The 25,339-nt window shown below is 30.8% G+C and carries 24 protein-coding genes; 12 read left to right on the forward strand and 12 right to left on the reverse strand.

The genetic code is table 11. The features are described 5' to 3' along the window. Positions 1–56 precede the first annotated feature (56 nt). From PQF96_RS23025 to PQF96_RS23045, 5 genes are all read right to left on the reverse strand, one after another. On the reverse strand, positions 57–1,742 hold the full coding sequence (locus PQF96_RS23025; RefSeq protein ID WP_271768710.1) for an AraC family transcriptional regulator: 1,686 nt from the start codon (positions 1,740–1,742) through the stop codon (positions 57–59). A 186-nt stretch (positions 1,743–1,928) separates the two neighbouring features. Then, positions 1,929–3,083, reverse strand: a complete 1,155-nt coding sequence (locus tag PQF96_RS23030; protein ID WP_271768713.1) for a DinB family protein — start codon at positions 3,081–3,083, stop codon at positions 1,929–1,931. Positions 3,084–3,214: 131 nt separating this feature from the next. Beyond that, positions 3,215–4,858 (reverse strand): S8 family peptidase, encoded by a 1,644-nt coding sequence (locus PQF96_RS23035; protein ID WP_271768714.1) that lies wholly within the window; start codon positions 4,856–4,858, stop codon positions 3,215–3,217. A gap of 27 nt (positions 4,859–4,885) precedes the next feature. Further along, positions 4,886–5,038, reverse strand: a complete 153-nt coding sequence (locus PQF96_RS23040) for a hypothetical protein (protein WP_271768717.1) — start codon at positions 5,036–5,038, stop codon at positions 4,886–4,888. A 130-nt stretch (positions 5,039–5,168) separates the two neighbouring features. Next, entirely contained in the window at positions 5,169–6,902 is a 1,734-nt protein-coding gene (locus PQF96_RS23045) for an AraC family transcriptional regulator (RefSeq protein ID WP_271768719.1), read from the reverse strand. A gap of 289 nt (positions 6,903–7,191) precedes the next feature. On the opposite strand from PQF96_RS23045, the gene PQF96_RS23050 reads away from it, so the two are divergent. From PQF96_RS23050 to PQF96_RS23080, 7 genes are all read left to right on the forward strand, one after another. After that, positions 7,192–7,458: a hypothetical protein gene (locus PQF96_RS23050; RefSeq protein ID WP_271768721.1), complete on the forward strand. Its 267-nt coding sequence runs from the start codon at positions 7,192–7,194 to the stop codon at positions 7,456–7,458. A gap of 479 nt (positions 7,459–7,937) precedes the next feature. Then, on the forward strand, positions 7,938–8,417 hold the full coding sequence (locus tag PQF96_RS23055) for a hypothetical protein (RefSeq protein ID WP_271768724.1): 480 nt from the start codon (positions 7,938–7,940) through the stop codon (positions 8,415–8,417). Between the two features lie 94 nt (positions 8,418–8,511). Further along, positions 8,512–8,823 (forward strand): hypothetical protein, encoded by a 312-nt coding sequence (locus PQF96_RS23060; protein WP_271768727.1) that lies wholly within the window; start codon positions 8,512–8,514, stop codon positions 8,821–8,823. A 20-nt stretch (positions 8,824–8,843) separates the two neighbouring features. Then, complete coding sequence (locus PQF96_RS23065; protein WP_271768730.1) at positions 8,844–9,116, forward strand: hypothetical protein; 273 nt, start codon at positions 8,844–8,846, stop codon at positions 9,114–9,116. A 344-nt stretch (positions 9,117–9,460) separates the two neighbouring features. Next, positions 9,461–10,312 carry a hypothetical protein gene (locus tag PQF96_RS23070; protein WP_271768733.1) on the forward strand — a complete coding sequence of 284 codons (852 nt, stop codon included), beginning with the start codon at positions 9,461–9,463 and terminating at the stop codon, positions 10,310–10,312. A 329-nt stretch (positions 10,313–10,641) separates the two neighbouring features. Further along, entirely contained in the window at positions 10,642–14,142 is a 3,501-nt protein-coding gene (locus PQF96_RS23075; protein WP_271768735.1) for a DUF6443 domain-containing protein, read from the forward strand. After that, positions 14,139–14,540, forward strand: coding sequence for a hypothetical protein (locus PQF96_RS23080; protein ID WP_271768738.1), 402 nt, complete (start codon positions 14,139–14,141; stop codon positions 14,538–14,540). The genes PQF96_RS23075 and PQF96_RS23080 overlap by 4 nt, the downstream gene beginning before the upstream one ends. Before the next feature lie 51 nt (positions 14,541–14,591). Here the strand turns inward: PQF96_RS23080 and PQF96_RS23085 are convergent, their stop codons facing one another. The 3 genes from PQF96_RS23085 to PQF96_RS23095 form a co-directional block, all read right to left on the reverse strand. Continuing rightward, positions 14,592–14,900: a helix-turn-helix domain-containing protein gene (locus PQF96_RS23085; RefSeq protein WP_271768741.1), complete on the reverse strand. Its 309-nt coding sequence runs from the start codon at positions 14,898–14,900 to the stop codon at positions 14,592–14,594. 305 nt (positions 14,901–15,205) lie between these two features. Beyond that, complete coding sequence (locus PQF96_RS23090) at positions 15,206–16,087, reverse strand: S1 family serine peptidase (RefSeq protein ID WP_271768743.1); 882 nt, start codon at positions 16,085–16,087, stop codon at positions 15,206–15,208. Next, positions 16,077–17,567: a hypothetical protein gene (locus PQF96_RS23095; RefSeq protein ID WP_271768745.1), complete on the reverse strand. Its 1,491-nt coding sequence runs from the start codon at positions 17,565–17,567 to the stop codon at positions 16,077–16,079. The genes PQF96_RS23090 and PQF96_RS23095 overlap by 11 nt, the downstream gene beginning before the upstream one ends. 138 nt (positions 17,568–17,705) lie before the next feature. Here PQF96_RS23095 and PQF96_RS23100 point away from each other — a divergent pair, with 138 nt between their 5' ends. Further along, the gene (locus PQF96_RS23100) at positions 17,706–19,271 is read left to right on the forward strand and encodes an anti-phage dCTP deaminase (RefSeq protein WP_271768747.1); all 1,566 of its coding nucleotides are present in this window, start codon (positions 17,706–17,708) and stop codon (positions 19,269–19,271) included. Positions 19,272–19,509: 238 nt separating this feature from the next. On the opposite strand, the gene PQF96_RS23105 is transcribed toward PQF96_RS23100, so the two are convergent. The 3 genes from PQF96_RS23105 to PQF96_RS23115 are packed head-to-tail and all read right to left on the reverse strand — an operon-like array spanning position 19,510 to position 21,743. Next, positions 19,510–19,944: a DUF6527 family protein gene (locus PQF96_RS23105; RefSeq protein ID WP_271768749.1), complete on the reverse strand. Its 435-nt coding sequence runs from the start codon at positions 19,942–19,944 to the stop codon at positions 19,510–19,512. After that, a complete protein-coding gene (locus PQF96_RS23110) occupies positions 19,934–21,106 on the reverse strand; it encodes a ThiF family adenylyltransferase (RefSeq protein WP_271768752.1) in 1,173 nt (390 codons plus the stop codon). Before PQF96_RS23110 ends, PQF96_RS23105 begins: the two co-directional genes overlap by 11 nt. Beyond that, positions 21,081–21,743 carry a multiubiquitin domain-containing protein gene (locus PQF96_RS23115; RefSeq protein ID WP_271768754.1) on the reverse strand — a complete coding sequence of 221 codons (663 nt, stop codon included), beginning with the start codon at positions 21,741–21,743 and terminating at the stop codon, positions 21,081–21,083. Before PQF96_RS23115 ends, PQF96_RS23110 begins: the two co-directional genes overlap by 26 nt. A 443-nt stretch (positions 21,744–22,186) precedes the next feature. On the opposite strand from PQF96_RS23115, the gene PQF96_RS23120 reads away from it, so the two are divergent. Then, the gene (locus PQF96_RS23120) at positions 22,187–22,537 is read left to right on the forward strand and encodes a helix-turn-helix transcriptional regulator (RefSeq protein WP_271768757.1); all 351 of its coding nucleotides are present in this window, start codon (positions 22,187–22,189) and stop codon (positions 22,535–22,537) included. Continuing rightward, positions 22,527–23,051 carry an ImmA/IrrE family metallo-endopeptidase gene (locus PQF96_RS23125; protein WP_271768759.1) on the forward strand — a complete coding sequence of 175 codons (525 nt, stop codon included), beginning with the start codon at positions 22,527–22,529 and terminating at the stop codon, positions 23,049–23,051. Before PQF96_RS23120 ends, PQF96_RS23125 begins: the two co-directional genes overlap by 11 nt. 8 nt (positions 23,052–23,059) lie before the next feature. Here PQF96_RS23125 and PQF96_RS23130 read toward each other — a convergent pair whose 3' ends face one another. After that, a complete protein-coding gene (locus PQF96_RS23130; RefSeq protein WP_271768762.1) occupies positions 23,060–23,293 on the reverse strand; it encodes a helix-turn-helix domain-containing protein in 234 nt (77 codons plus the stop codon). Between the two features lie 100 nt (positions 23,294–23,393). Between PQF96_RS23130 and PQF96_RS23135 the strand changes: the two genes are divergently transcribed. Both PQF96_RS23135 and PQF96_RS23140 read left to right on the forward strand, forming a co-directional pair. After that, the gene (locus PQF96_RS23135; RefSeq protein ID WP_271768765.1) at positions 23,394–23,855 is read left to right on the forward strand and encodes a hypothetical protein; all 462 of its coding nucleotides are present in this window, start codon (positions 23,394–23,396) and stop codon (positions 23,853–23,855) included. 410 nt (positions 23,856–24,265) lie between these two features. Continuing rightward, on the forward strand, positions 24,266–24,919 hold the full coding sequence (locus PQF96_RS23140; protein WP_271768767.1) for a hypothetical protein: 654 nt from the start codon (positions 24,266–24,268) through the stop codon (positions 24,917–24,919). Positions 24,920–25,339 lie beyond the last annotated feature (420 nt).

Here is a 25,339-nt window from a genome sequence, read left to right on the forward strand (position 1 = left end):
TATAGAGATAACAATGAAGCAACTATGTTTTTTAAGAAATTGATTTGCAAGTATATTTATCTTTTCTCCAGCTCCTTAATAAAATAAGAAGGATAGATTCCTGTCTTTTTATAGAATGCTTTAGCAAAAGCCTCTGCATTATTAAACCCGATTTCTTGGGCAATCGCTTTTACAGTATATTTTCTAAAAATACGATCTTCTCTTAATTTGTTTACTACAAAATCTATACGCAGATCATTGATATAACTTGTAAAGTTTTTTTCTTTAAAAGTATTAACCACTTTAGAGAGATAACTGGCATTCGACCCGAAGCTTTTTGCAAGATCTTTGGCATTTAACCCTTGTTTTAGATAGCCTTGTTTTTCTTCGAATATCTGTAATTTATCCATAAGATGATTTAATGTTTCTTTATTGATAGCTGATGTCTCTGATGGATCAGTATCAGATCGACCTTTCTTTTGATCTGTGGTATTAGTTTTATTAAGAAGTTTTAAAAACCGTTTTTTATAAAGACGTTGTCGATGGTAATAATAGTTCCCTCCAATCAGGCTTATTGCTAGTAGTATTGATATAATAATATTTTGAGATGAGATTTTAGTGTTTTCTTTTTCGAGAGCAGCAATGAGCTTTTCTTTTTCAGCGATGAGTTTTGGGGTGTCGAATTCAGTAAACAACTTGTTAGTAACAAAATTTCTTTGCTTATTAGTTATACTATCAAATAGTAATAACTTATTTATGAACTCTAATTGTTTATCCTTATCTTTTTTTTGTTTATAATTATTGATAATAAACTCATAACCCTGTCGTATTTCAGGAATGAATATTTTTTTCTTTTGTACTAAAGAATCTTGTTTAAGAAAATAGTATAAAGCTTTTTCATGATGTCCTAGTTTATTTTGAATTTTACCACTATAAAACATACCAAGAGTAATTGTTTCTGCATTTAAAGGGTTGTAAATATTTTTTAAGGATAATCCTTTATCAATACTATCTTTGGCGGCTGCAAAATTCTTCTTGTAATATTGATTTATCCCTTCGTTAATAACAAATGACGAATACATTTTTTTATATTCATTTTTACTTTTGATAATTCCTTCTTTGTTGTAAAATGTCGCGGAGTCTAATATTTTGTTATATCGATATGAATCAGCTAAAGAAAGTAATGATTCAAGATAATGCTCTAAGTCAAAATCTTTTTTGTTTTTCTCGTACAAAAAGCCCTCTTTAAATATGGATAATGCTTCTTCATATTTACCTAAATGAGTTTTAATAAGAGCAATATTATGTTGTGTAATATAAATGTAGTTAATACTATTAACTTCTCTAGCCACTTCTAGGGTCTTTAAATAATTGTTTAGTGCAGATGAATAATTTCCTTTATTATAATAGTATGAGCCTTTAAAAGAATATGGTAATAATAGGTAGGAAGCATCACTTAAATTTTCACTAATCTTAATTGATTTGTCAAGTAAGGCTAATTTTTCAGATTCTTTTTTTGCATAATATGATAAATAACAATACGATCTGGCTTGACGTTCTCTGTTATTATCTTTTATGGCTTTAGTTAATATGGTATTTAAATAAATATTCGATTTTAAAGTGTCATTATAAATTTTTAGGTAGGATTCATTTAATTGTTCGTAACTCACATCAACAAGTGAATCCGGCACCTTAAGCGCCTGCCCAAATCCAACAAATGAAAGTAAAAGAAGTAATGTAATAGTATAAAACCGTAGCTGCATGATCATTGCTTTTGTTGGAATCAAAAGTATTTAATTAAGGAGAAGATTATTGGTTTAGTGCTTTAAAATATAACAAGTAGCTCACGGTTTTTGTAAAAGACGAGCTTATATGAAGTATTAAAAAGTCTTCATAATACAATGAAGACTTTGAGTATGATTTGTTTTACTGTTGAGATCAGATTAATATTATTGATCTACTTTATCTTCAGGAAGTTTAATATCATTTTCTTCTTCAGGAATACGTTTCTTAAGCATCAAAATTTGGCCTAAATGACTCGATTGATGTTCCATGACATGAAACCAGGCAAAATGATTATTCATTGTTGATCCGGGCCATGATCCTTCTAACCATTCATCGTTACGTTTTTTTAACTCTTCAATGGTTTTTTTTCTTACTTCTTTATAAATATCCAAGTAATATGTAATCGGTTTCCCTTTAAATTCTTCCCGAGCTTTATCGCCAAGATCGAGGCCGATTTCCCATTTTTCTTTCTCTTCTTTATTAAAGGCGCGATTTTCAAAAGTATACACTTGGTAATATACTTCTGCTGCTGCGAGGTGCATAATTAGTGCTCCAATCCTATTAGCTTTTTCATCCAAAAGATGATCAGTTTGTCTGATATCTAAACCTTTAACAACTCGTTCTACTCGATTACTTAAATTATTAAGCATAGAAACCAATGTTCCTATTTGTGGTGTAAAGCCTTCTTCTGTATTAATATTACTTGCTGGATTGTTTTTTACCCCATTTCCCAGAATCATCAAAGCTAATTTACCATTGTGTTTTGACTCACTAGAATGAAATGTATATCCTTTTACTTTTATAATATTTTCTTCTTTGTCAACATCTTGTTGCCATCCAGGAACAGTGTCATCCATTACTTTTTCTTCAAAACCAGAATTGGCAATAGTAACCGGTTCATAATTACCATCCTCTTTTTGAAAGAAGAGTTCAAAATCGTCAAAATAAAATTCACCATCGCTTACTACCCATGCACCAAAAGTTAGCTTTTCTGCTGCTTCATCAAAATACCCTTGTATTTCATAAGGAGTCCATTGTGGGTTTTTTAAAACACTGTCTTGCACGCTTTCGCTAAACCCCGATTCTTCTGTTTTGTTTTTAACCCAAGCATAAAGTGTTGCAGCGCTATTACTTTTAATGCCGACAGTTTTAAGATTTGCACGTAGCTTAAATTTTACTTTTTTATCTGTTTTCACATCTATTTCCTGAGTAAAAGCTACCCATTCCCGAGATACTTCTTTTGTAGTTTGTGAGAATGCTGTAGTACTTACTATAAGTATTAGTAATATAGTAAAGATTTTATATGACTTTAGAAACATGAATTTGGATTAGTTTTGTTGTTGTTTTTTGTTTTATTCAACAATAATATTCATTCTTAGTTTCATTTTTTGAAACTGAGAAACTTTTTTTTGATAATTATACTAGATAAAGAAAACAAAACTATAAGGTATTAATTCTTACTCTTAGATATCTGCTCAGCCATTAATAGTGCATTATATAGATTGACTACTTTACCAGATTTTGAGAGTTCCGAGAAGGGCACTTTCGGACTTTTCTTTTTCCCTGGAATTGTTACTTGCATAGTATAAGAATTCCCAGAATCCATCAATATCTTTTTTACTTGAGCTGCTTTTAATTCTGGGTATTGAGATCTAATAATAGCGGCAACTCCAGAAACAACAGGTGCCGCAACAGAAGTTCCTCTTTCAAGAATGTAAGTATTATTAACAGAAGTAGTATATAGATCATGTCCGGGAGCAAATACATCTACGTTTGTTTTTCCGTAGTTGGAATAATAGGCAGGTAGTTTACGGTTTAGTTTATAATTTAAAGCAGCTACATTAATAAATGTTTTACTGATTTCAGTATTATTTACATAATCTAGTGGATAAAAATTGTATTGATCAATATTTTCACTATCATTCCCAACTGCGTGAACTATAAGTACATCATTTTTAGAAGCATATTCAATAGCTTTAGTAACTAGATGTTTCTGCGGAGAAAAAAATTTCCCGAAACTCATATTGATAACCTTAGCACCATTGTCAACTGCATAACGTATTGCTAAAGCAATATCTTTATCATACTCATCACCTTCAGGTACTGTTCGTAATATCATCAATTTTACTTTATCAGCAATACCATCTATCCCAATATTATTGCCTCTTGAAGCACCAATTAACCCAGAAACTATTGTTCCATGACTTTCAATTTTTATGTCACCTTTTACATCGTTATTACCATAACTTTTATCATTAATATCACTCACATCATCTCCCACTATTTTACGATCGTTATAGGCATGATTTAACTTATAATTTTCGATAATATCATTGGATTTTTCATAATAATCCAGCCATTCTTGGGTTAGATCGTAACGTAAAAAATCATATAATTTTTTTACAGGAACTTTTAAATGAGGATGTTTAATTGTATCTATGGTCATAAGTTTTTCCATAGAGTATTCTTGATTGGGAAAATAATCTTTTAACTTTTCATTAATATTTTTGTATTCTAATTTTTGCTCTGAGACATACGATTTATCTTCTTTCAAAACATTTTTGGCTTCCTTATAAAACTTGGCGGCTTGTAAAATTATGGAATCTTTTTCCTGTGAAGAGATTTTCAAACCACTTTTATCGAGTATTCCTTTATTTTTAAGAATTCTAACATATTCCCATCTGGCATAATGGTTATTTTCTCCTTCTTTATTGCCTAAAAAATTCCAACCATGAATGTCATCAATATATCCATTTTGGTCATCATCTTTACCATTATTTGGTATTTCTTTAGAGTTGATCCAAATTTGGTTTTTTAGGTCTTCATGATCTATATCTACACCACTATCAATAACTGCGACAATAATGGTATCACCATCCTTCCTATTGGACAAAATGTGCTTGTATGCCTTTTCAGAACTCACTCCAGGAATGTTATCTACGATGATGTCTTTGTGCTGCCATACTTTCATTAATGTATCTGGAAGCCGTTTTTCTTGATATCCAATTACAACTATGTTTTTAGAAATATTAGTCATTTCTTGAGCAATACAGGAAAACGAAAATAACGACAGCACAAAGAATATTTTTTTCATCTCAAAAGATTTTTATAAGATTAATTATTAAACTTCTTCTTCTGTTTCACAAGCACCATGTCTTGATTGGTTTTTAGGCTTCAGTACATTTCCATCTCCACCACGGATTTTTCCTAACCCTTGATTATTAAGTTTTGATATTTGAATTTTTACAAGTTTGATAGATTTTTTTGTTTCCATAATATATAAATTAAATTTTTTTCGAAAGTATAAATATTTTTAATAATACGATCGAGAATAAATTATAAGCTATTAAAAATTCCTGAATTTGCAGTAATTTTTAAATATTAAAAACCTTACGGTAAGATGTTTATGGTTGTTTTTTAGATTTAGAACTGCTTTCTAATTGTTTAATAAAATAAGAGGGTTTAAGGCCTGTTTTTTTATAAAATGCTTGTGAGAAAGAAACCGGATTACTGAAACCAGTTTCATAAGCTATTGCTTTAATAGTATATTTTCTAAACTTTTTGTCATTTTTTATTTTTTCCATAGCATATTCAATTCTTAAATCATTAATATAATTAGTGAATTTTTTTTGTTCGTAATGATTTATAAAAAGAGAAAGATATTTAGAATTAGAATCCATCTTTTTTGCCAAAGTACTAATAGAAACGTGTGGATTTAAATAATCATTGTTAGATTTAAATTTTTCTAATCCTATTTTTATTTTTTGAGTAATGTCTTCAGAAAGATAAGTAAAATCTTGTTTCTTTTTATTGATAAATTCATTCTCCTGCTTGTTATCTGTATCAATTAGTCGTTCAAATTTTTTTCTATATATTTTTTTAGTTCTATAATTGTTAATTAAAAAAATTGATAGGATTACTAATACTATAAGTAAATATAGAATTCCTTTATTTTTGAATGAGTTAGACCGATTGAGTTTTTTAATTAACCTTTGTTTCTCTAAGATTAAATTTGGGGTATCGTAGTTTTTTATTATCTTATCATTTATATATTTATAATTAATATTATAGATACTATCTACAAAAATCAATCTGTTTAAATAAAATAGTTGATTCTCCTTGTCACCATTGTTTTTATAGAAATCAATTAATGATTTATATCCTTCGCGAATTTCAGGGAAGAAGTCTTTATAATCACTGAACAATGAATCTACTTTTTTGTATTGTTTGACTGCTTTTTTTACTTTGTTAAGTTCATAATACGCTTTTCCTAAATATAATCTAGAAAACATGATATTGGATTGATCTCCTAGTTTAATAATATTAGGAATTGCCTTTTTTAAACTATCTATAGAACTTTTATATTTTTTTTGAAAATACAGGTTTACACCTTCATTCATTATAAAATAATGATACATATCTTTGTCATTATTTAATAATGAGATCTTGATTCCTTTTTGATTAATTGTTGTTGCAGTATCAAGCTTTTTCAATCTGGTGTAAGAATCTGAGAGCGCAAATAAAGCAATAAGTTCATTATAATAATCTTTCGGGTATTTAGATTCTTCGGATAAAATATAATCATAATATTCCTTAAAAATCTTTTGTGCTTCCTTGTATTTTCCAACCCTATTTTTTAATGATCCAATATTAAACTTAGAGTCATATGCCAATACAGGATTATTATCCTTAGTCATGTTATAGGAAATAAAATAATTATCCAAAGCTTCTTTATAATTGGCGTTTTCAAAATAATAATCACCTTTACTATAATATAACAAGGCTGGATAGTATTTACTATGAAAGTTTTTGGATAAATCAATTGCACGATCTAGATAGGATATAATTAAAGAATCATGAGAAATAGAACTCAATAAAAAATATCCTCTAGCCATTTCTATACTATCTTTCGCGATTAAACTTTTTTTAATATAACTTTTGGAATATAGATTTGCCTTTTCAAAAGAGTTAGAATGCTTATGAAATCTAGTTTTAAGAGATTTATATGTTTGGTTTTGTAATGAATCCGGTATCTTGAATTTATTTATATTTTCTGTAATTAAAAAATTTTCTTCATTATTTTGAGCGAAAGAAGAAATGAGAACAAAAAAGAAGCCTAATTGTAATAGTTTAATCATAATACAGCCAAATCATAATCTGAAGAGTTAAAGCTAATCAGAATTATTGAATAAGATTAATGAAAGTAGATAAATTATAGGTTATTATCAATTTATATTCTACATGTTATCTATAACTTTTTATTATTTGTTTTATTTTGAAATTATAGTTCAAATTCATGAATTTGAACTATAATTTCATGAATCTGGAGACACTCCCCTTGCAAAATCCCTCGTACCTCTCTTACATTTGACTCAACAAAAAATGTACAAGATGGCTACCTACCCACACAACAGTAAACATATGTTTATGTCTGATATCTTAACAATGTTACACCTTAAGATGGATATTTTTATGTATAACCTGATTCATTATCATCCTTATGAAATTGTACTCTACGTGTGGATCAACAAATTGTATGCTCAAAACAAATCTATAGAAGAAGCCATACAACTCATTTATAAAGCCAGAAATAGATTTCTACTTACCTCAAAAGATAGTTTGTGTAATTACCCCCCTAATGAGAGTCCTTTAACAAAACCTAATAGAGGTGATGCAAAAGGGCTCTCTGATTAAGATTAAGAAGTGAAAAATGAAAAGTGAAGTGAGAAGTAAAAAAAAGACCAGAACTCTGACTTCCAACATCAAAACTTAAAAATTATGATCAGAGATGTTTACAAACTACATTCAACTAGATACAGTGCAACAAAGATTAGTCAATACCAAAATTGTAGAAAGAACTAACGCCCCCAGAACTATAGTTCACGAAATACTATCCCAAATCAATCCCCCAATAAAAATTGTAAACCAAGAAGTCATCTTGTCCTATGACATGCTCATGTTGATTAATGAAAAATGTAAAAGGAGTTAGATGTCGGGTGTTGGAAGTTAGAAGATAGGAGTTAAGAAGTTATTGAAATGGAAAATGTGGTAGGGAGTTAGATGTCAGGTGTCGGAAGTCATAAGTCAGTAGGTGGCGATAAAAATACATCAGACTTCTGTCATCTAGCCTCAATCATAAAAACAAAATGTATAATTATAAATAATAACAACGTATGAGAAACATCATTCAAGATCAATTGAGTCAGGAAGAAAAGGATCAGGCAGAAAGTTTGGTACATCAATTAGAGACCATATTCACAGATAAATTATCGGCATTAACCGAAAAAGAGCGTGGGAGTTACAAGGCAATTAATGAGACCAATAAACTGTTTGTGAATAAAATTTGGGATTATCGCCGTAATAGTAATGTTTTAAGTTCTCCAGATGTGGATTGGGACGAATTTGAAAAAGATTATAAAGCCCGAGTCTTTACAGAAAACTTGTTGGGACGACTAGAAAGTTTGGCGTATCGATTAGAAAGCACTAAAATTCTACATGACTATGATAATTACCAGGATGCACTCAATGATTATTCATATTCACAATATAGTAAAGGAGCAGGTAAACCTGGATTTACAGAAAAAGTAGCAGAACTTAAGCAGTTTTTTAATCGTAGTAAAAGCGTTTCCAAAACTAGTGAAACAGAAGAATAATTGTACTTGTCATTCCAGCGTAGGCTGGAATCCATTAGAGGTAAATCTTATCCATAGATTCCAGCCTACGCTGGAATGACAAATCTAGACTAGAATGAAAGGCTTCGAGTTAAGGTTCAAAGACCTTCTGTTGGATCAAAAAGACGCTCAGTTAGAGATTGGATACCCAAATTTAGACTTTGAAATCCCAAATTTGGGTGTCACAAGTCCAATTTTGAAGGTCGGAAGTCCAAATTTGGACCTTGATGACTCAATGTTGAGCTTTAAACGTCCAAATTTTCATCAAAAAGATCCAATGGAACGTCTTTTTGGTTCATCGTTTTATAGTTGTGTCTCAAATTTGAACCCGCAAAGTCTAAGAATGAGTTTCAGAAGTCCAATTTTGGCTACAATACTCACATACTAATTTATCAAAGGGAAAACAGTATGAATATCATTATCAAACATATCGAAATTATAGAACGTGTCGATCAATTGATTCGGCTACAAGCAACGGGGTCACCAGAAGATTGTTCCGCTCGTTTAGGAATTTCAAAAACCAAGTTATATCGTATTATTAATATCATGAGACGATTAAATGCACCTATAACATACGACCTATCAATACAAAGTTTTGTGTATGAAGAAACGGTGAGTTTTGCATTTGGATTCTATACCAAGGATCAAAATCCTAACGAAGTAAACCCTTTTGTAGGGTGAAGGAAGACGGAAGTTAGAAGTGAAAAATGTATTGTCACACTGAGCTTGTCGAAGTGGTTTGAAATAGTGAAAAGAAAAAAACGAAAAATGAAAAGAGTTAGATGTCAGAAGACCGAAGTTAGAAGAAAACAGTATATTCCTTGTCAGTCTGAGCCCCTCGACAAGCTCAGGTCAGGCACTGTCGAAGACAGTTTTAAGAAGTTAGATGCTGGAGCTTGGAAAGTGAAAAGTGAAAAACACATCATACATCTGGCTTCATACTTCGGGCAACTATAAAATGTAGAGACACTGCTTCTTTGAAACTTAAAAAAAGGTTCCCACTTCGTGGAATAAAAAAATTAGCCATGAAAATAGTATTAAGATTATTCATCTTAACCATTATAATGACAAGTTGTAAATCAGACTTTGAAAAAAACGATAAGGATTATAAACTTGTTAAGGAAGAAGGTGTATTTGTTGAAGTATTTGATTCTACAAATGTAAAACTTACTAGATATACAGATAACAATACTATCTACACAAAAAACACATCATTTATATATTCTTATGAACATATTACAAAAAATAATAGCAAATACTATTTTAAAGAAGATCCATCAATAGACAACTGGAGGCATTCTTGGAAGTTTGTTTCTGCTGATTCAATAGATGAAAACACCATTCTAGAGGTTGAGATTAAGATAAAAGAGGGGCTGAAAGCTATGATAGAATATATTCCTGATTATAATCAAACAGTAGCTCAATATAACTACGTAACAAAGGGTAAATTATCAGCTTTTAATTCAATTTCGGGTATTATAGAAAATGAAAAAAACGTATGGATGCATCCACCAAGGGATAAATATTTTAGGATTCTTGAGTTAAATCCATTTCCGTACATACAAACTCCTTTTGAAGTTGGAAATACATGGAAATGGAATTTGGAGATAGGAGATTCTTGGGCAGACAAAAGATGGTTAACCTGGAAGGGAGGAATTGAAAATAAGTATATTTATGAAATAACGGATAAAAAGAAGATACATACAGCTTTTGGTAAATTAGAGTGTTATACTATTGATGCCACAGCAACAAGTAGGCTAGGTGAAACCAAATTAACTTCATTTTTTAATACTGAATATGGTTTTATTGAATTATTGTATACAAATATCGATGGAAGTAAGACTAAATTACAACTCGATAAAGTAGTTGAAAAATAAAATTAAACTACTACTACCGGCTTGAAGCCGGTAGATTTGGAAACCGACTTTAAGTCAGTTTAAGATCCGCCAATCTCGAAATTACCATCTTCTCACTCTAAATTTTGATTCTTGATATACTCCATTATAATTTCATCAGTCATGTTTCCAGAACTTGTTACAAAATAATCAAGTGTCAGAAACCTGAGGTTCGAGAGCCTAAAAGCATAGAACTTCTGACACCTGTTTTCGGATTCAAAAAAAAATGACATAAAATTTTCCCAGTCCCGAAAAATGAAACTGGCATCTTCTATTATTGTACCAGGAAAACAAATTATAGGACAAGTAAGATGATAAACAATAAAATTATACATAGCATAGTGATGCTACTTATGGGATTGCAGGTACAGGCCCAGGTAGTATTATCCGATAAGAATTATGTCCATACCACGGTTCCTCAAACTGCAGTAACGATTGCTGATATGGAGAATGTGAGTTGTGCTAATGCTAATGATGTAGATAATACCATTGAGAGTGTTACCTACTATGATGGTCTGGGAAGACCCATACAGCAACGAGCGATTAAAGCCTCTCCCGATGGTAAAGATATCGTTACCCATATGCAGTATGATGTCTATGGCAGACAAGCCAAACAACACCTTCCTTTTGAAGCGAACAATACTGTGGGAAGTTATAAAACCGTAGATGTCAATACCGATATCAATGCGTATTATAAAAATACGTATTCAGACGACTTTCCTGGGATTACGACCAATCTGGGAGATGTTAATGCTTATAGTGAAAGTGTGTTTGAGGCCTCCCCTTTAAACAGGGTTATAGAACAAGGTGCACCCGGAAAAGCATGGAAAGCTGATCCCAACAGTGATACCGATCATACGATCAAATTTGATTGGGGTACCAATACCACTAATGAAGTAGTGAATTTTACTGTAACCTTTACAGGAGGTGATACCGAAAAACCAGAACTAGTACAAGACAATTATTATGCAGTCGATCAACTCTATGTAACCATTACCAAGGATGAGAACTGGACACCTGCAGATGGAGATTTACATACTACCAAAGAATATAAAGACAAACAAGGTAGAGTAATCCTGAAGAGAACCTATGCATCGACACCTTCAGCAACATCAGAAGCACATGACACCTATTATGTCTATGATCGGTATGGTAATCTTACCTATGTGATCCCACCAAAAGTGACCACAGTAGATGGAGTAAGTACCGCAGAGCTTTCCGAATTGTGTTACCAATATGCATACGATCACAGAAATAGATTAATAGAAAAGAAAATCCCGGGAAAAGGAAAGGAATACATCATCTACAACACATTAGATCAACCCGTACTTACCCAGGATGCAAATCTAAGAGCAAAAAGTAGATGGTTGTTCACTAAATATGATGCTTTTGGTAGAGTAGCGTATACAGGTCTTATAGAGAATGGAAGTACAGAGGCTTTGCTACGAAACAAAACCAGTTCATCTACTTATGAAACTTACGAAACCAAAACAACAAGCCCAATTACCATTGCAGGGACGCCAGTATATTATACCAAAGATTCTTATCCTGTAAGTATTTATAAAGTACTTACCATCAATTATTATGATGATTATACTTTTGATATCGACGGATTAACCAATCCCGGAACAGTATATGGAAAAACGATTGATACCAATATCAAATCTTTACCTACTGGAAGTAAAGTAAGAGTGCTAGATACTAATGATTGGATTACTACCATAACCTATTATGATGATAGGTCAAGGCCTATTTATGTAGCTAGTAAAAATGACTATCTTAATACTACTGATATCATAGAGAGCAAACTGGATTTTGTCGGTAAAGTAGAAGAAACCACTACCCGACATACTAAAGGTAGTAATCCAGCTATTGTAACGGTTGATCAATTTACCTATGATCATATGGGGAGACTTCTTACGCAAACCCAACAAATCAATACCCAGGATACCGAGCAGATTGTAAGTAATACCTATGATGCCCTTGGACAACTAGAATCTAAAGCTGTGGGCGGCACTTCGACTTCGCTCAGTGGCAGCAATGGAACCCTGAGCGGAGTCGAAGGGTTACAAACAGTAGATTACACCTACAACATACGAGGGTGGCTTACAGGAATTAATGATATCAATACTATCGGTGATGACCTGTTTTCTTTTAGAATTCGCTACGATGATGTAGCTGCAGCATACCAGGATAAAGCCTTGTATAATGGAAATATAAGTCAAACCTATTGGCGTACGGCCAATCAGGATAATAGTATCAAAGCTTATACATATTCTTATGATGCCTTAAATAGAATTACTAATGCTATAAGTAGTAGTGGTAATTATGACTTAAGTGGTATCACCTATGACAAGATGGGAAACATCCTATCCTTAAACCGAACAGGACATCTTAATGAAGATGCTACTTCTTTTGGAGTGATGGATAATTTGGGATATAGTTATGATGCAGGTAATAAACTTTTAAAAGTTGCAGATACTGGCAATACCTCATTTGGATTTAAGGATGGTACTAATACCAACGATGATTTTGAGTATGACACTAATGGTAATATGATCATAGATCAAAACAAAGGCATCACAGGGATTACGTATAATCATTTGAACCTACCCAAAACAGTTTCTATATCTAATGCACAGGGAACAGGAAATATTACTTATATTTACGACGCTACTGGAGTAAAAGTAAAGAAAATTGCTCCAAGTGGAAGTTCTTTAACAGAAACGGAGTATGCTGGGAATTACGTCTATAAGAATGACCAATTACAGTTCTTTACTACTGCTGAGGGGTATGCTGAACCTAATAGCTCAAATGGGTTCGATTACATCTATCAATATACTGATCACTTAGGAAATATTAGGTTATCATACAAAGATGCTAACGGTAATGGAACAATTACCCAAGATGAGATTATTGAAGAGAATAATTATTATCCCTTTGGACTAAAACATAAAGGTTACAATAATGTGATAAATGGTAGAGAACATCCTTATGGCTACAATGGAAAAGAAGAACAAGGAGAGCTTGGTTTAGAGTGGTTAGACTTTGGTTTTAGAAATCATGATCCTGCATTAGGTAGATGGATGAATATTGATAATCTAGCGGAAGATTACTATAATTATTCACCATATACTTACACAGCAAATAATCCTATCTATTATAAAGACCCTGATGGTCAACAAATAATTATTCATTATCAAGATGCTGATGGCAATGACCAAGAGCATATTTATGAATTTGGAGGGAGTTATGATGGAGATAATCAATTTATAAAAGATGTTTACTCTGCTCTTAACCATATTATAGATAATGATGCAGATGTTGCAGGTGTTATTGAAACTTTATCGGGAGATGAATTAGGGGATGTAAGTGTTCTTCAGAATACAAAAGAAAATAACCCTTTCTTCGGTCAAGAAGGTAAAGAAACTTATTTTAATAGTAATAATAATACTGTCATTTGGGACCCAGAAGTAGGAATTAATCAAGAACAGAATAGTGTTTTAGATTGGGTGATGGGCGATGGATATGAGCATAGTGCCTTAGTTTCACCTGCTCAAGGGTTATTACACGAATTGGGGCATGCAGAAAGCTCATTAGAAGATCCTGAACAGCATAAGGAAGATTCAGAAACTGTTTTTACAGGTGGATGGGATAACAAAGAAGAATTTGATGTAATCAATAAAATTGAGAATCCATCAGGGAGAAAGTTAAAGAGAGATAGAACAAGAAATGCTCATAGAGGTAAAGCTTATAGGACAGTATCTCCTACATCGGTAAAACCTAAAAAAGAAAAGAAGAAAAAATCATGAATAGATTAATCGTTATACTTTTAGTGGCTTTTTGTTTATTGTCTTGTAAACAAGAGTTCGATATTGAGAAATATGATATTGCAAGAATTGAAGTTTATCATATTTCTTTTGAATTACTTTTTCCTACTCAAATGGTGGAAGAGTCTGTACGAGAAACAAAAAGTTATCAAATTGATAATTCATCGAAAATAGACAATATAGTTGAGCAAATTAAGAGTTCATCAAGAGTAAAATCAGGAGCTGGATTTAATAAAAATCAAGTTTATTTAGTATGTGATTTTTACACAAAAAAAGATAAAGCTTTTACCTTAATGTTTGATAAAAATTTTATTGATCTAAATGGAAAAACCTATGAAAATAATGAGCTTCTTATCAATACGCTAATTAAGAAAGATTAGGGCGATATATTAATTTATAACAAGAAACCACCTTTAAACGAGGTGGTTGTTTTATGTATATGCTTTTTTAGTTTTATAATCTCTAATCAGCGCATCTACCACAGAATAGATTTTATCTTTTTCACTATCAGGCAAACCCTGTATCTCTTTAATACGTTTTACAGCATCATTATCCAGAACATCTTCTTTGTCATTATCACTTACCAAATAATCAAGAGAAACCCCTAAAGCATCGGCAATACGCTTCGCATAATCAACTGATGGTATAGAATCCCCCGCTAGCGCCAGAATGTTTCTGGTGCCCTCAAAGTTTATCAGGATATTAGTTAAATATGTAAACTTTTTCAGGATGAGATGCATGTTATAAAGGTACAAGTTGCAAACTTGCGCCAGCTAGGGAATCAGGATACTTCCAAATTTTATTGGGTGACCTAATTGGGTTCTTTTTTGTTTAGATAAGAAGATAAATTTAGATTATAGATGGATTATTTAAGAAGTACAGAAATTTAATACAAATCCAATAATAATGGGGTTTAAACACAAAAAAGTCCAACATTGCTGCTGGACTTTTGCTCCCCTTAATATTGTTTTGTCGAACCAATTTGATGAAGAGTTGAAGAGGTTTGCACAACTTGAAAAACACCATGCATACCATTAATCTGTGCTTAAACGTTAATATTGTCTTGTAATGAATATGTTTCTATAATTGAATCTATCCAGTCTTTATAAAAAATAATATTCATTAAAACATCATATTCCAAATGCTTAGGATTATTTGAACAATGGTCACTTCCTATGGCTATTACCCCTATTAATTTAATATCACTCGAAGATTCATAAAATATCCCTCCTCCGCTATCACCATGACAAGCAGATATAATGTTCTTTTCACCAATACAAGTCATTCCATGATACAGAATTTTTTTAATGTTTTTACCTTTTTTACAATTATCAAATGAAATTATTGGTAATCGCTTTTTAACTAGTCTCTGGGGTTTAAAAAAATTTCCTGCTTTACCCCATCCCACCATTGTAATACTATCTTTTCTCTCAATTAATTGATTTAGTTGACTTTCCGAAATAGGTTCTAACAATTCAACGTCAAAATCAGGTTCTAAGGGTTGTTTTAATTGAATTAATAAGATATCATGTCTATAACTAGAGCTATCATACTTCTCTAATTTTCCATTTTCATGGTTTAAAAAATCAAACGGGTAAGTTTGAAGGATTTCGTGGTAGGTCCCATCTCCGTTTAATTCACCATTACCTAAATAAATCAAGAAATCACTGTTTCTTACATCATCAAAGCAATGAGCTGCTGTTAAAACCCATTCTGAATTTATTATTACTCCTCCGCAGTTTGCAAATTTTTTCTTTTTCTTTGGTACAATTGCTACTTGATAAGGATATTCATTCTCTACTGAATATTCTCCGTCTCTTATAGATTCTATTTCTAAAACATTTGTACATTTTTTTAAAACGACTAAAATGACAATAAGTGCAATTAGGATAACAATAATTCTTCTAATTATCCTCTTATTCTTCATCTTCTTCATTGTTTCCTTCCAACTGTTTTTCTAGGTCTCTCTTTTTTAATCTTAATTCAAGTAATTCGGTCTCTTCTTTCAGTGACTCCGTTTCAGATTTGCCTTTTACTAAATCCTTTACCTCCTTTACCGATGACCCAATTGAGGATATATCATCTGGGTTTATAGATTTTGTGGTGGCATTAATTTCTTTGAACCAACCTAAGTCAGAGTAATAAACCAAATTATTAATGTTGGTTTTTGATGAAAGCCTTCCATATATATTACCTACCGCATAAAAATTATAGCTTCCAAGCTCTCCAAAATCGTTGGTGAATACTTTAGCTTCATACGATGCAGGTACTTTATATGCAAGCCCTGCGTTATTCGAAGAGCCAATTTTACTATAAAAATTGTCTCCGAAATCGTCAGTGTCCTTTTGAATTTTTATTCTGAAACAGTTTTCACATCTAGAACCATCATCAGTCTTATCAAATACATCTTTTGATGAGGTCTCCATAACAATTTCCTCACTAGCACTATCAAATTTAATTTTATAATAATTATCGATATCAGAAAAAGTACCATGATTAAATTGATTACTCACAAGACCCTCAACTTCTATTGTTCTTGACTTTTTGGTACCTAAAAATGAACTAATAACTTTGATGAATTCAAGCTGTAGTTTTTCTCTGTCAGACTTAAGTTTCGAAATAAGTTCTTTCAGCGTAAATATTCTATGCTTGTATACGTTTAAATCTTTTCCAAACTTATTTTTTCTAGCGAAATTATCTTGTAATTCAATTAATTGTTTTGTGTAACCTTTAATATTCAGATTATTATTCCCATTAATTTTATTGTCTATTGAATTACGTTTTTTAAGGAGTACTCTTAATTTTTCAGCGATTTTATATTCTTCGCTTCCGTTGTCTGAATAAGACTTAATATCGGATACTTTAAGTTCTTTAAACAAGCGTTTTCCATCTTTTTCAGGGTCGTAGGGATTACCTGTTGAATTAACCTTGAAAAGGCCTGCAACACTGGATATAGCTGTTGTTATTATTTTGAATGTTTTATCCTCACTAGTCAATTCACCCCCCTGTATTAATCCATTTTTGCCAATTTTCAATCCAACTTTGTTTTCCTTATTCCAGCGCTTTTTTAAGGATATTTTATAAATATGTTTTTCATCTGGTATTGCTTTAGTAAATAGACTAATGTTGTTTATTTTTAGTTTAATTATATCAGAATTAGTTTCATTAGGGATAGTTATAGATGGACTTGACACAAATATTTTGTCTTCTTCTACATCCTTCTTTGGTGTTTTGAAAATAGACTCTTTTACTTCAGCTTTACAATTTAATGTTGTTACGGGTAGTGCATAAATTAAATCATTGGCTTTAAAATTTGTACTTATGTCCAATTTATTAACTGTAAGTGATTGTGATTGTAAAACGGAAGATGTGATTAATGTTACAAGTAATAAGATGATTTTTTTCATGATAATTAAGGATTTAAATACTCTAAAATTAAACAAATAAGAGGTTGTTTCAATACCCTTTAGTGGGTATTTTGTTGCTCAATTTCTTTTGCCATTCATATAATTATATTATTTATATTTAGGGAATAAATAGTATTTATGGAAGCAGAAAAACTACAACACGAAAATAAAAATGTTGGCAGAACTACGAGAGAAAAGGTTAATAACACATTAACTGAAGAGTTATTTTTTGGTATTTGTGCTCCGATAGGATCATTAAAAAAAGAGGTTATAACTTCACTTTCAACAATTATTAAGGATAAATATAATTATGAAGTAGAGTGTATTAAACTAAGTGAATTTATCAAGAAATATAAGATTAATAAATCTGAAGCTTTAAAGGAAAAAACAAAAGCTTATTCAGATTTAATTTATAAAATAAAAGAGGGGAATGAGATAAGAAAAAAGTATCATAATAATTCTGTTCTTGTTGAATTAGCTATACAAGATATTCATATTTCTAGGTTGGAAGAAATTAATTTAGATGACCCAAATGAATTAAATCCGACTAAATTTAAGAGTCGTAGAAAATGTTATATTTTTGATTCTATAAAAAATAAGGAAGAACTTCTTTTACTAAGAAGAATCTACACTAAAAACTTCTTTCAGTTTAGTGTTTTCTCCCCAATGGATGAAAGAAAAAACACTCTTTTAAATAAGGATTTATCACAATCTGAAGTAGATAATATTGTTGAAATCGATGAATTCGAAAATAACGATTTTGGACAAAATGTAAGAGGAACATTTTCTCAAGGAGATTTCTTTCTTAGAGTTTCTCATAATAATTTAGATAAATTAAGTAGTAAAATAGAAAGGTATTTAAATTTAATTTTTGAAAGCGATATTATTACACCAACTATAGAAGAAACAGCAATGTATTCAGCTAAATCAGCTGCAGGGAACTCAGCTTGTTTGTCCAGACAGGTTGGAGCTTCAATAACAGATGATAAAGGAGATGTAATTTCTATAGGTTGGAATGATGTTCCTAAATTTGGAGGTAATTTATATAGAGAAGGTAATCAATTAGATGTAAGGTGTAAACATAAAGGTTATTGCAGTAACGATAATCAGAAAGATTTACTAGTAGAGAAGGTAATAGAATCTATTAAAAACGATGAGGAATTGAAAACTATTTTAAATGATAAAAATGGTTTTTTAGATATTACAATTATTGATAAACTAAAAAAGAATCTTAGAAACTCAAAAATTAAGGATTTAATTGAATTTTCTCGTTCAGTGCATGCTGAGATGCATGCAATAATTTCTGGTAGCCAATTATCTGGTTCAAAAATGGTTAATGGTAAGCTTTTTTGTACAACTTATCCTTGTCATAATTGTGCTAGGCATATTATAGTTGCTGGAATTAAAGAAGTATATTATATAGAACCTTATGTGAAAAGTTTATGTTTGACTTTACATGATGATGCAATAACTGAAGATGAAAAAAGTTCTGATAAAGTAAGAATATTGATTTTCGATGGTGTGGCTCCAAGAAATTATTTAACTTTTTTTACTAATTTTGTAGAAAGAAAAAATAATGGTAAATTAATCAAGGTTGATTTTAAAACCGTTAAACCAAAAATTTCTAAATCTTTACAAGCATTACCAACTTTGGAACAACAAGCAATACATTCTCTAAAAGAATGTGGATTAATTAATGGCTAAAAAAGAAAACATAACAAAAAAGAAGTTTGTTCAACTTTCTTTTGAGTTTCCTAGTAGCAGTTTGACTCTTGGCAAAATGTTAAACGATTCTACTCCTGTTATTCCTTTGAAAGGAAGCAATACTTTATGTAAAAAGGTTAAAACAAATTATATAAATTTTGTTTTGGACAATACGAAATCCTTTTAAAACATAAAACCTCTGATAATTCTAAACCAGAGGTTTTTTTATTATTGCTACTTATCCAAAAATATATTTCAAAAATCTCCATCTTTTTTTGTTCGATTTAGTTTTTGAAATTTCATCATTACTATTCTTGGTAATAGATGGGGTTGATTTTTTATTTTCATAATATTCAATTCTTTCATTGTCTTCACTATTACGAATTCTCTTAATTTTCTCATCACTCCAAGTTGAAGACCATTCAATTTTGTTATTTGTAATCCAGTAATGAGATTTACAATTAAAACTCCAATTCCCTATTGATGGCTTCAAAGTGACAGACTCGCCATTATAAATCATTTTCCATGCTGTAGGTGACAATGGCGTGTTAACCTCATTGCCACATCCACAGGCACAGTTATGAATTACCGTCCCAAAATTTAAAGAGATATATAATATACCATCTTCAATATTATCTGGAATATAATCTACAAATCTATGCTCAACAGTCATTATTTGTAACGGTATTAACATTAATAGAGTAACAACCATCATGTTCATTTTGAAGGTCATTATAGAATCCAAAAAGTTTCTTCCATTTAATAACAGCAAAAGCAGCATTTAGTGCGTTTAATTCTGCAATTTGAATATTTGAAGAATAATCTTCGTCTTCTGCATCAGCAAAAGATACACGACCCTCCCAAATATGATTTCTCTTTTCTTTTGTACTGGTAGTTGTTCTTACCATTCCAATTAAAGAGTCTTCAACTTTTTGAACTCCAATGCCTACATCTACAAATGGTATCCCTAGGTTTTCTAACCTTTCGAATATTATCTTTTTTATCTCACCTTTATCAATGCAGATAAAAACGAAACTTAGTGTATTAAGAAGTCCTAAATTGGATTCATTAATGAATAATTCATGAGGAATTATATGTTTATGCATTTTAGAATAAATTCTACTGAAATACTCAACCTTAGAGATTGATTCATCCAATTCTTCTAGTGAAGGTGCCCCTGGTGCTCTAAACGCATTATGTTGCAAGAACTTGTCTCCATCAAAAAGATGAATTTCACCAACTAAAGTTTTTGATACAGAATCCAAAATATAAGACCCTGTACCTCCTAAACCTATTATACCAATTTTTAAACCCGAAAGCTTTTGGTTAATATTATCAATTTCGGCTTTTGACGAGTTAGTATCACTGTAGTTTAAAACAGAATCTTGTTCCGATGACTCAATCACTTTATAAGTTTGAGCAGTAACTTTAGAATCATAATGCCGCGCAGGAGCGGATATGATTTTAATGTATTGCGTTATTTTTTCGTAGTAATCAGAATAGCCATTAGCAGGTTTATTTGAAAATGAATGATTTACTAGGATACCCTCTGCAAGATTCATAGTATTACTTTGGTGTTGTAGTTGACTAATAATTGTCCCATCAATGTTACAGGGAAACTCACCAACAAAATGAATTACATGTGTGTTTGGTTTTGTAACACGATTATTTGCAATAGACACGTTAGTTACTAACGTGCCCATTGCTACTTCCTTTCTAGCATTCAAATATGGAATGCTTTGTACCAAAAGATAATTTCCGATTATCTTAACTTCGTAACCTTGATTACGAAGTTTTTTGATATCTGTGCTATGATTTATTTGTTTGAGTAACATTAAATATCATTTTATTGTTAACATAAATCACATCACCTTTAACCATACTACCTTCTGGCTTACTGGGAACACCTTTTACATAATTTATAGTATAAATTACATTCGGATTGGTAGAGATAGAACCATACTCTAGTAATACTATATCTTCAAAAGAAATAGTATCCTTAGTCCATGGTTTGGTTCTTGCATTAACGATTATACACTCTATTTCTACCGGAATTTTACAAGAGATAAAACACGATTTTTTAGTAATCGAAATTTTATGCTCTACATCATCTTTATAGGTAACTTCAACTCCTCCCGCACGAATTTCTATCAGAGAATTTCTATCTGGATTTATGCCTGCGATGGACATAATCTCTCTTGGAGTCATAAAACACTTTTCTACTTCAAAATGTTTATTATCCACTTTAATAGAAATCTTTTTATAAGGTTTGGCTTTTAAGCTTTCAATTCCTGCTGTTTTAAGGTCTATTTCTTCATCAAGCTGAATCGGAGTAAATCCTTTTTCATTGATTTTATAGAGTAATTCGTAATCTTCTACAGGAATCAAATTTGCATTTATTAGTAATTGACGCCCTGTTAATTTTGAGTCATTTGACTCAAATCGCTTGTTATTTATTTTATATGTATACATTATATACTTTTTTTAAAAAAATTAATAGAATAGTTCTCCAAGGCTTTTCGTGAACCTTAGCATTGGAAAGAAAATGTCATTTAAAGCTCATAGCTCATATGACTGAATAAGGAAAAGAATAAATAAAAAGCGTAACTAAAATTTTTAAATGATTAATAAATCATCAAGAAGAAGTACCAGATTTGGTAATTTATAGAAGAATTCGTATCTTTGTCTTCCTACAGAACAAGGATTGCTAGGCTTACGAGGCCGAGTAAATTCTTAAAAAATACCAAATCGGGTAGTTTTCTACCTGATTTTTTTTGTTTAAATACTATTGTATAAAAACAGCGATTTACAAATATACAAATTTAATCAATACCAGCAAAAAACATAAAAAATATTATTATATTTAAATTTGCTTGTTTTACAAGCAAAAATGTTTTATATTTGTAATAGTCAATATGAAAGACAAAAAACAATCCTTTTATAAAAGAATAGGGAGTAACATTAAGGAACTCCGTAAGCTTAAAAAAGTTGGTCAAGAAGACTTAGCCGGAATGATTTCTTTAAGCAGGTCTTCTCTTTCGAATATAGAGATTGGAAACCAACAACCGACGCTGCATGCAATTTATGAGATATCTATTGCGTTAGACTGTGACATAACCGATATTTTACCATCAATTAAAGACTATAAATCTGCAACAAGTCAGATTGATGAGAAATATGTAGATTTGCTTAATTCAATGTCTGATTCTGGTAATAAAAAGACTTTGAATGTTCTTAAAGAAATTCTGAGAAAAGATGACAACTAGAGAAATCGAGAAGTGTTCATCACAATTATTGATAGGCAATAATTTGATGGAAAGACCTGTAGACTCCGAAAAACTTGCTAATATGCTTGGTATTTCAATTGAATATCAAGATTTAGATGATGAAGTATCCGGATTCTTGGTTCGGAAGGATAATAAAAACATAATAGGTGTTAATGAGAATCATCATAAAGTGAGGAGACGCTTTACTATTTCTCACGAAATTGGTCATTACATTCTTCATGTCGATGAGCCATTATTTGTGGATTATTATAAGGGTTCAAAGCTATTCAGAAGTAATAATAGACCTAATAATTATCGTGTAGAAAAAGAGGCTAATCAATTTGCAGCTTCTCTACTTATGCCAAAGAGTCTTATCCAACTGGAACTGGATAAACTGTCGGACAATATGGAATATGATGATAAAATTTATGAATTGAGCCGACTTTTTCAAGTGAGCCAACAAGCCATGGATTATAGATTGAAATCCTTAGGTTATTATGATTATGGGTTTTAGTGTCTAATCTAATCTATTAAATCCTTCATTTTTAATTCTAATGCTTCGGCTATTCTCATTAGCATAGATATCCGCATTTCTTGCTTGCCTAGTTCGTATTTTCTAAAGTTTTGAGGTTCAACACCTGCTCTATAGGCTACTTCTGCAACTGTTAGCTTTTTAGTTTTTCTAATATCCCTAATCTTCTTTCCAATCCGAAGACAAAGTTCATGTGCTTCTCTTTTTCGGTCTCTTTTTTCCATAACCTAAAAGTGAATACAATTGGTTAGTTTTAACGAATTGAATAAAATAGGTTGAAAACAATGTTTTTAGTATATTTGTATGTAATCACAAATATGAATAATGAACAAGACAGAGAAAGTAATATTAAAAATAGGTATAGGTCTAATTTTATTTATGGTAGTCGGTCTACCCTTAATATTTGGAGGAGATGAAGGTAGCAATACCAAGGCTAATGATTTCAATGTCCAAAACAAAGAAACAGTTTTAAGCTACCTTCAAGGTAAATGGCAAGGTGAGGTTCATTCTGGGAATAAAAATACTAATATTCATTACAGGTTATTGATAGAAGGGAATACAATGACTGTCTATACAAAACTAGGTTTCAACCAATGGAATATGAGTAACCCGAAATCGATTCATGCTTTTTCTATTAGCTCCATATCAAGAACTTCTTTAGGAAATATAAGAAGGTTTGTTATGGTTGACAAACCAACATTAGCAGTAGAAAGTTTTACGCCATTAGAAGTAAATGAATGGGGCTTTTTTCATGTTGACCACGCATTGTTCAAAGGATGGAAGTAGGTGTTATGAAAACTATACTTTAAATGAGTAATTTATTGATTACGTACGGTTCTTTGACATACTTTTTTTGATTAAATATATGTTTTCAGGGGTAATAATGGACAATTAATTTAAGATAACTATACCTCCTCCCTTCCTTATTCTACAATTTGGTTAAGGTGACATTTATACTCTTATTCATCACCTTTCTTACCATATAAAATATGTTTTTTAGCCCTTTTTGAAACTCGGATATATTTATAAGTAGTAGGAAATTTTTCTACTCAAAATACCTAAGTAGACATTTGTCCTCTTTGTTAGAGAAATTATTTCTTCTCCTAACTATTGACTAATTCAAGGATTTTGTTTACTAATTAATCATAATAACGAGTCGCATCTTGTATTGGGATTGATGCACCCAATTAATACTAATGAAATTTAAAAAATACTATGCTACAGAAGAATTTGCAAGACTAGCAAATAAGGACAAAAGGACCATTAAAAGATTAAAGAAGAAATTAATAACTAAAAACCCTAACACTAATTTGGTTATAGCTGGAAGACCTGATAAATATCACCATAGCCTGCTCAAGAAGTTTCTTTCTCCTTCTATCTACAATATTATAATGAATAATAAAAGTTTATTAAATACTATTAGGTGTTTAAGTAAAACGGATACTTTAGAATATAAGTTATTTAAAATGCCTTGGAAATGGTGGTGCACTGTTTCATATGCTAATGAGTTACATAGTAATGCTTGTAGAGACACAATGAATAAATTGTATGATTATATAGAATCTAAATATGGTAATAAAAGTGAATTAAGAATGTTTTACACAACAGAATCATTTTCATGTAGGGATGAAGGGCATCACAATCATTTTGTTTTGGATGTTAGCGAAGAAAAATATCACTACTCTATTAAGAAAGATATAGAAAAATTTCTGGAAGGTAATAGAATCTATATTGAAAAGTATGATGAATTAAAACCTTGTATATTTTATTGTGGTAAAGAAGGGTTATACGGAACGGATTGGGATATTTTGGGGAATAACTTAAAACAAAATGGTGTAGATTATGACTAAAATTAAAGTTACTAAAAGACAATTCAAGCTTCTTCTTCATAATATGCATTGGCTTAAACATGGTCTGACATTGCATTCAAAGGCTAAATTGCTAAAACAGATATTAAATTAATTGGTACTTGAAAAATATTTTAATTAAATTATTCTCAATAAAAAAGATAAATATTTAAATTTAATTATAAAAAAATTCACTTTTTTTAAAAATAATTCAAATTTGACTTGACCGTCTTAAAAAATATTACTATTATCGCTTAAGTTGAGTTTAAGACAATTCTTACCTCAACATTCCACATAAGTTTTATCATCCGGATTTTATAAAGACTTATTTGTGACTGTAGTTATACTATATGTGACTAGCCATTCCTATGACTAATTTCTAAGTATTACTTGATGTCACGTCGAGCTTGTATAGCATAAAAG

The sequence above is a fragment of the Aquimarina algiphila genome (assembly GCF_947494415.1).
In the GTDB taxonomy this organism is placed as follows: domain Bacteria; phylum Bacteroidota; class Bacteroidia; order Flavobacteriales; family Flavobacteriaceae; genus Aquimarina; species Aquimarina algiphila.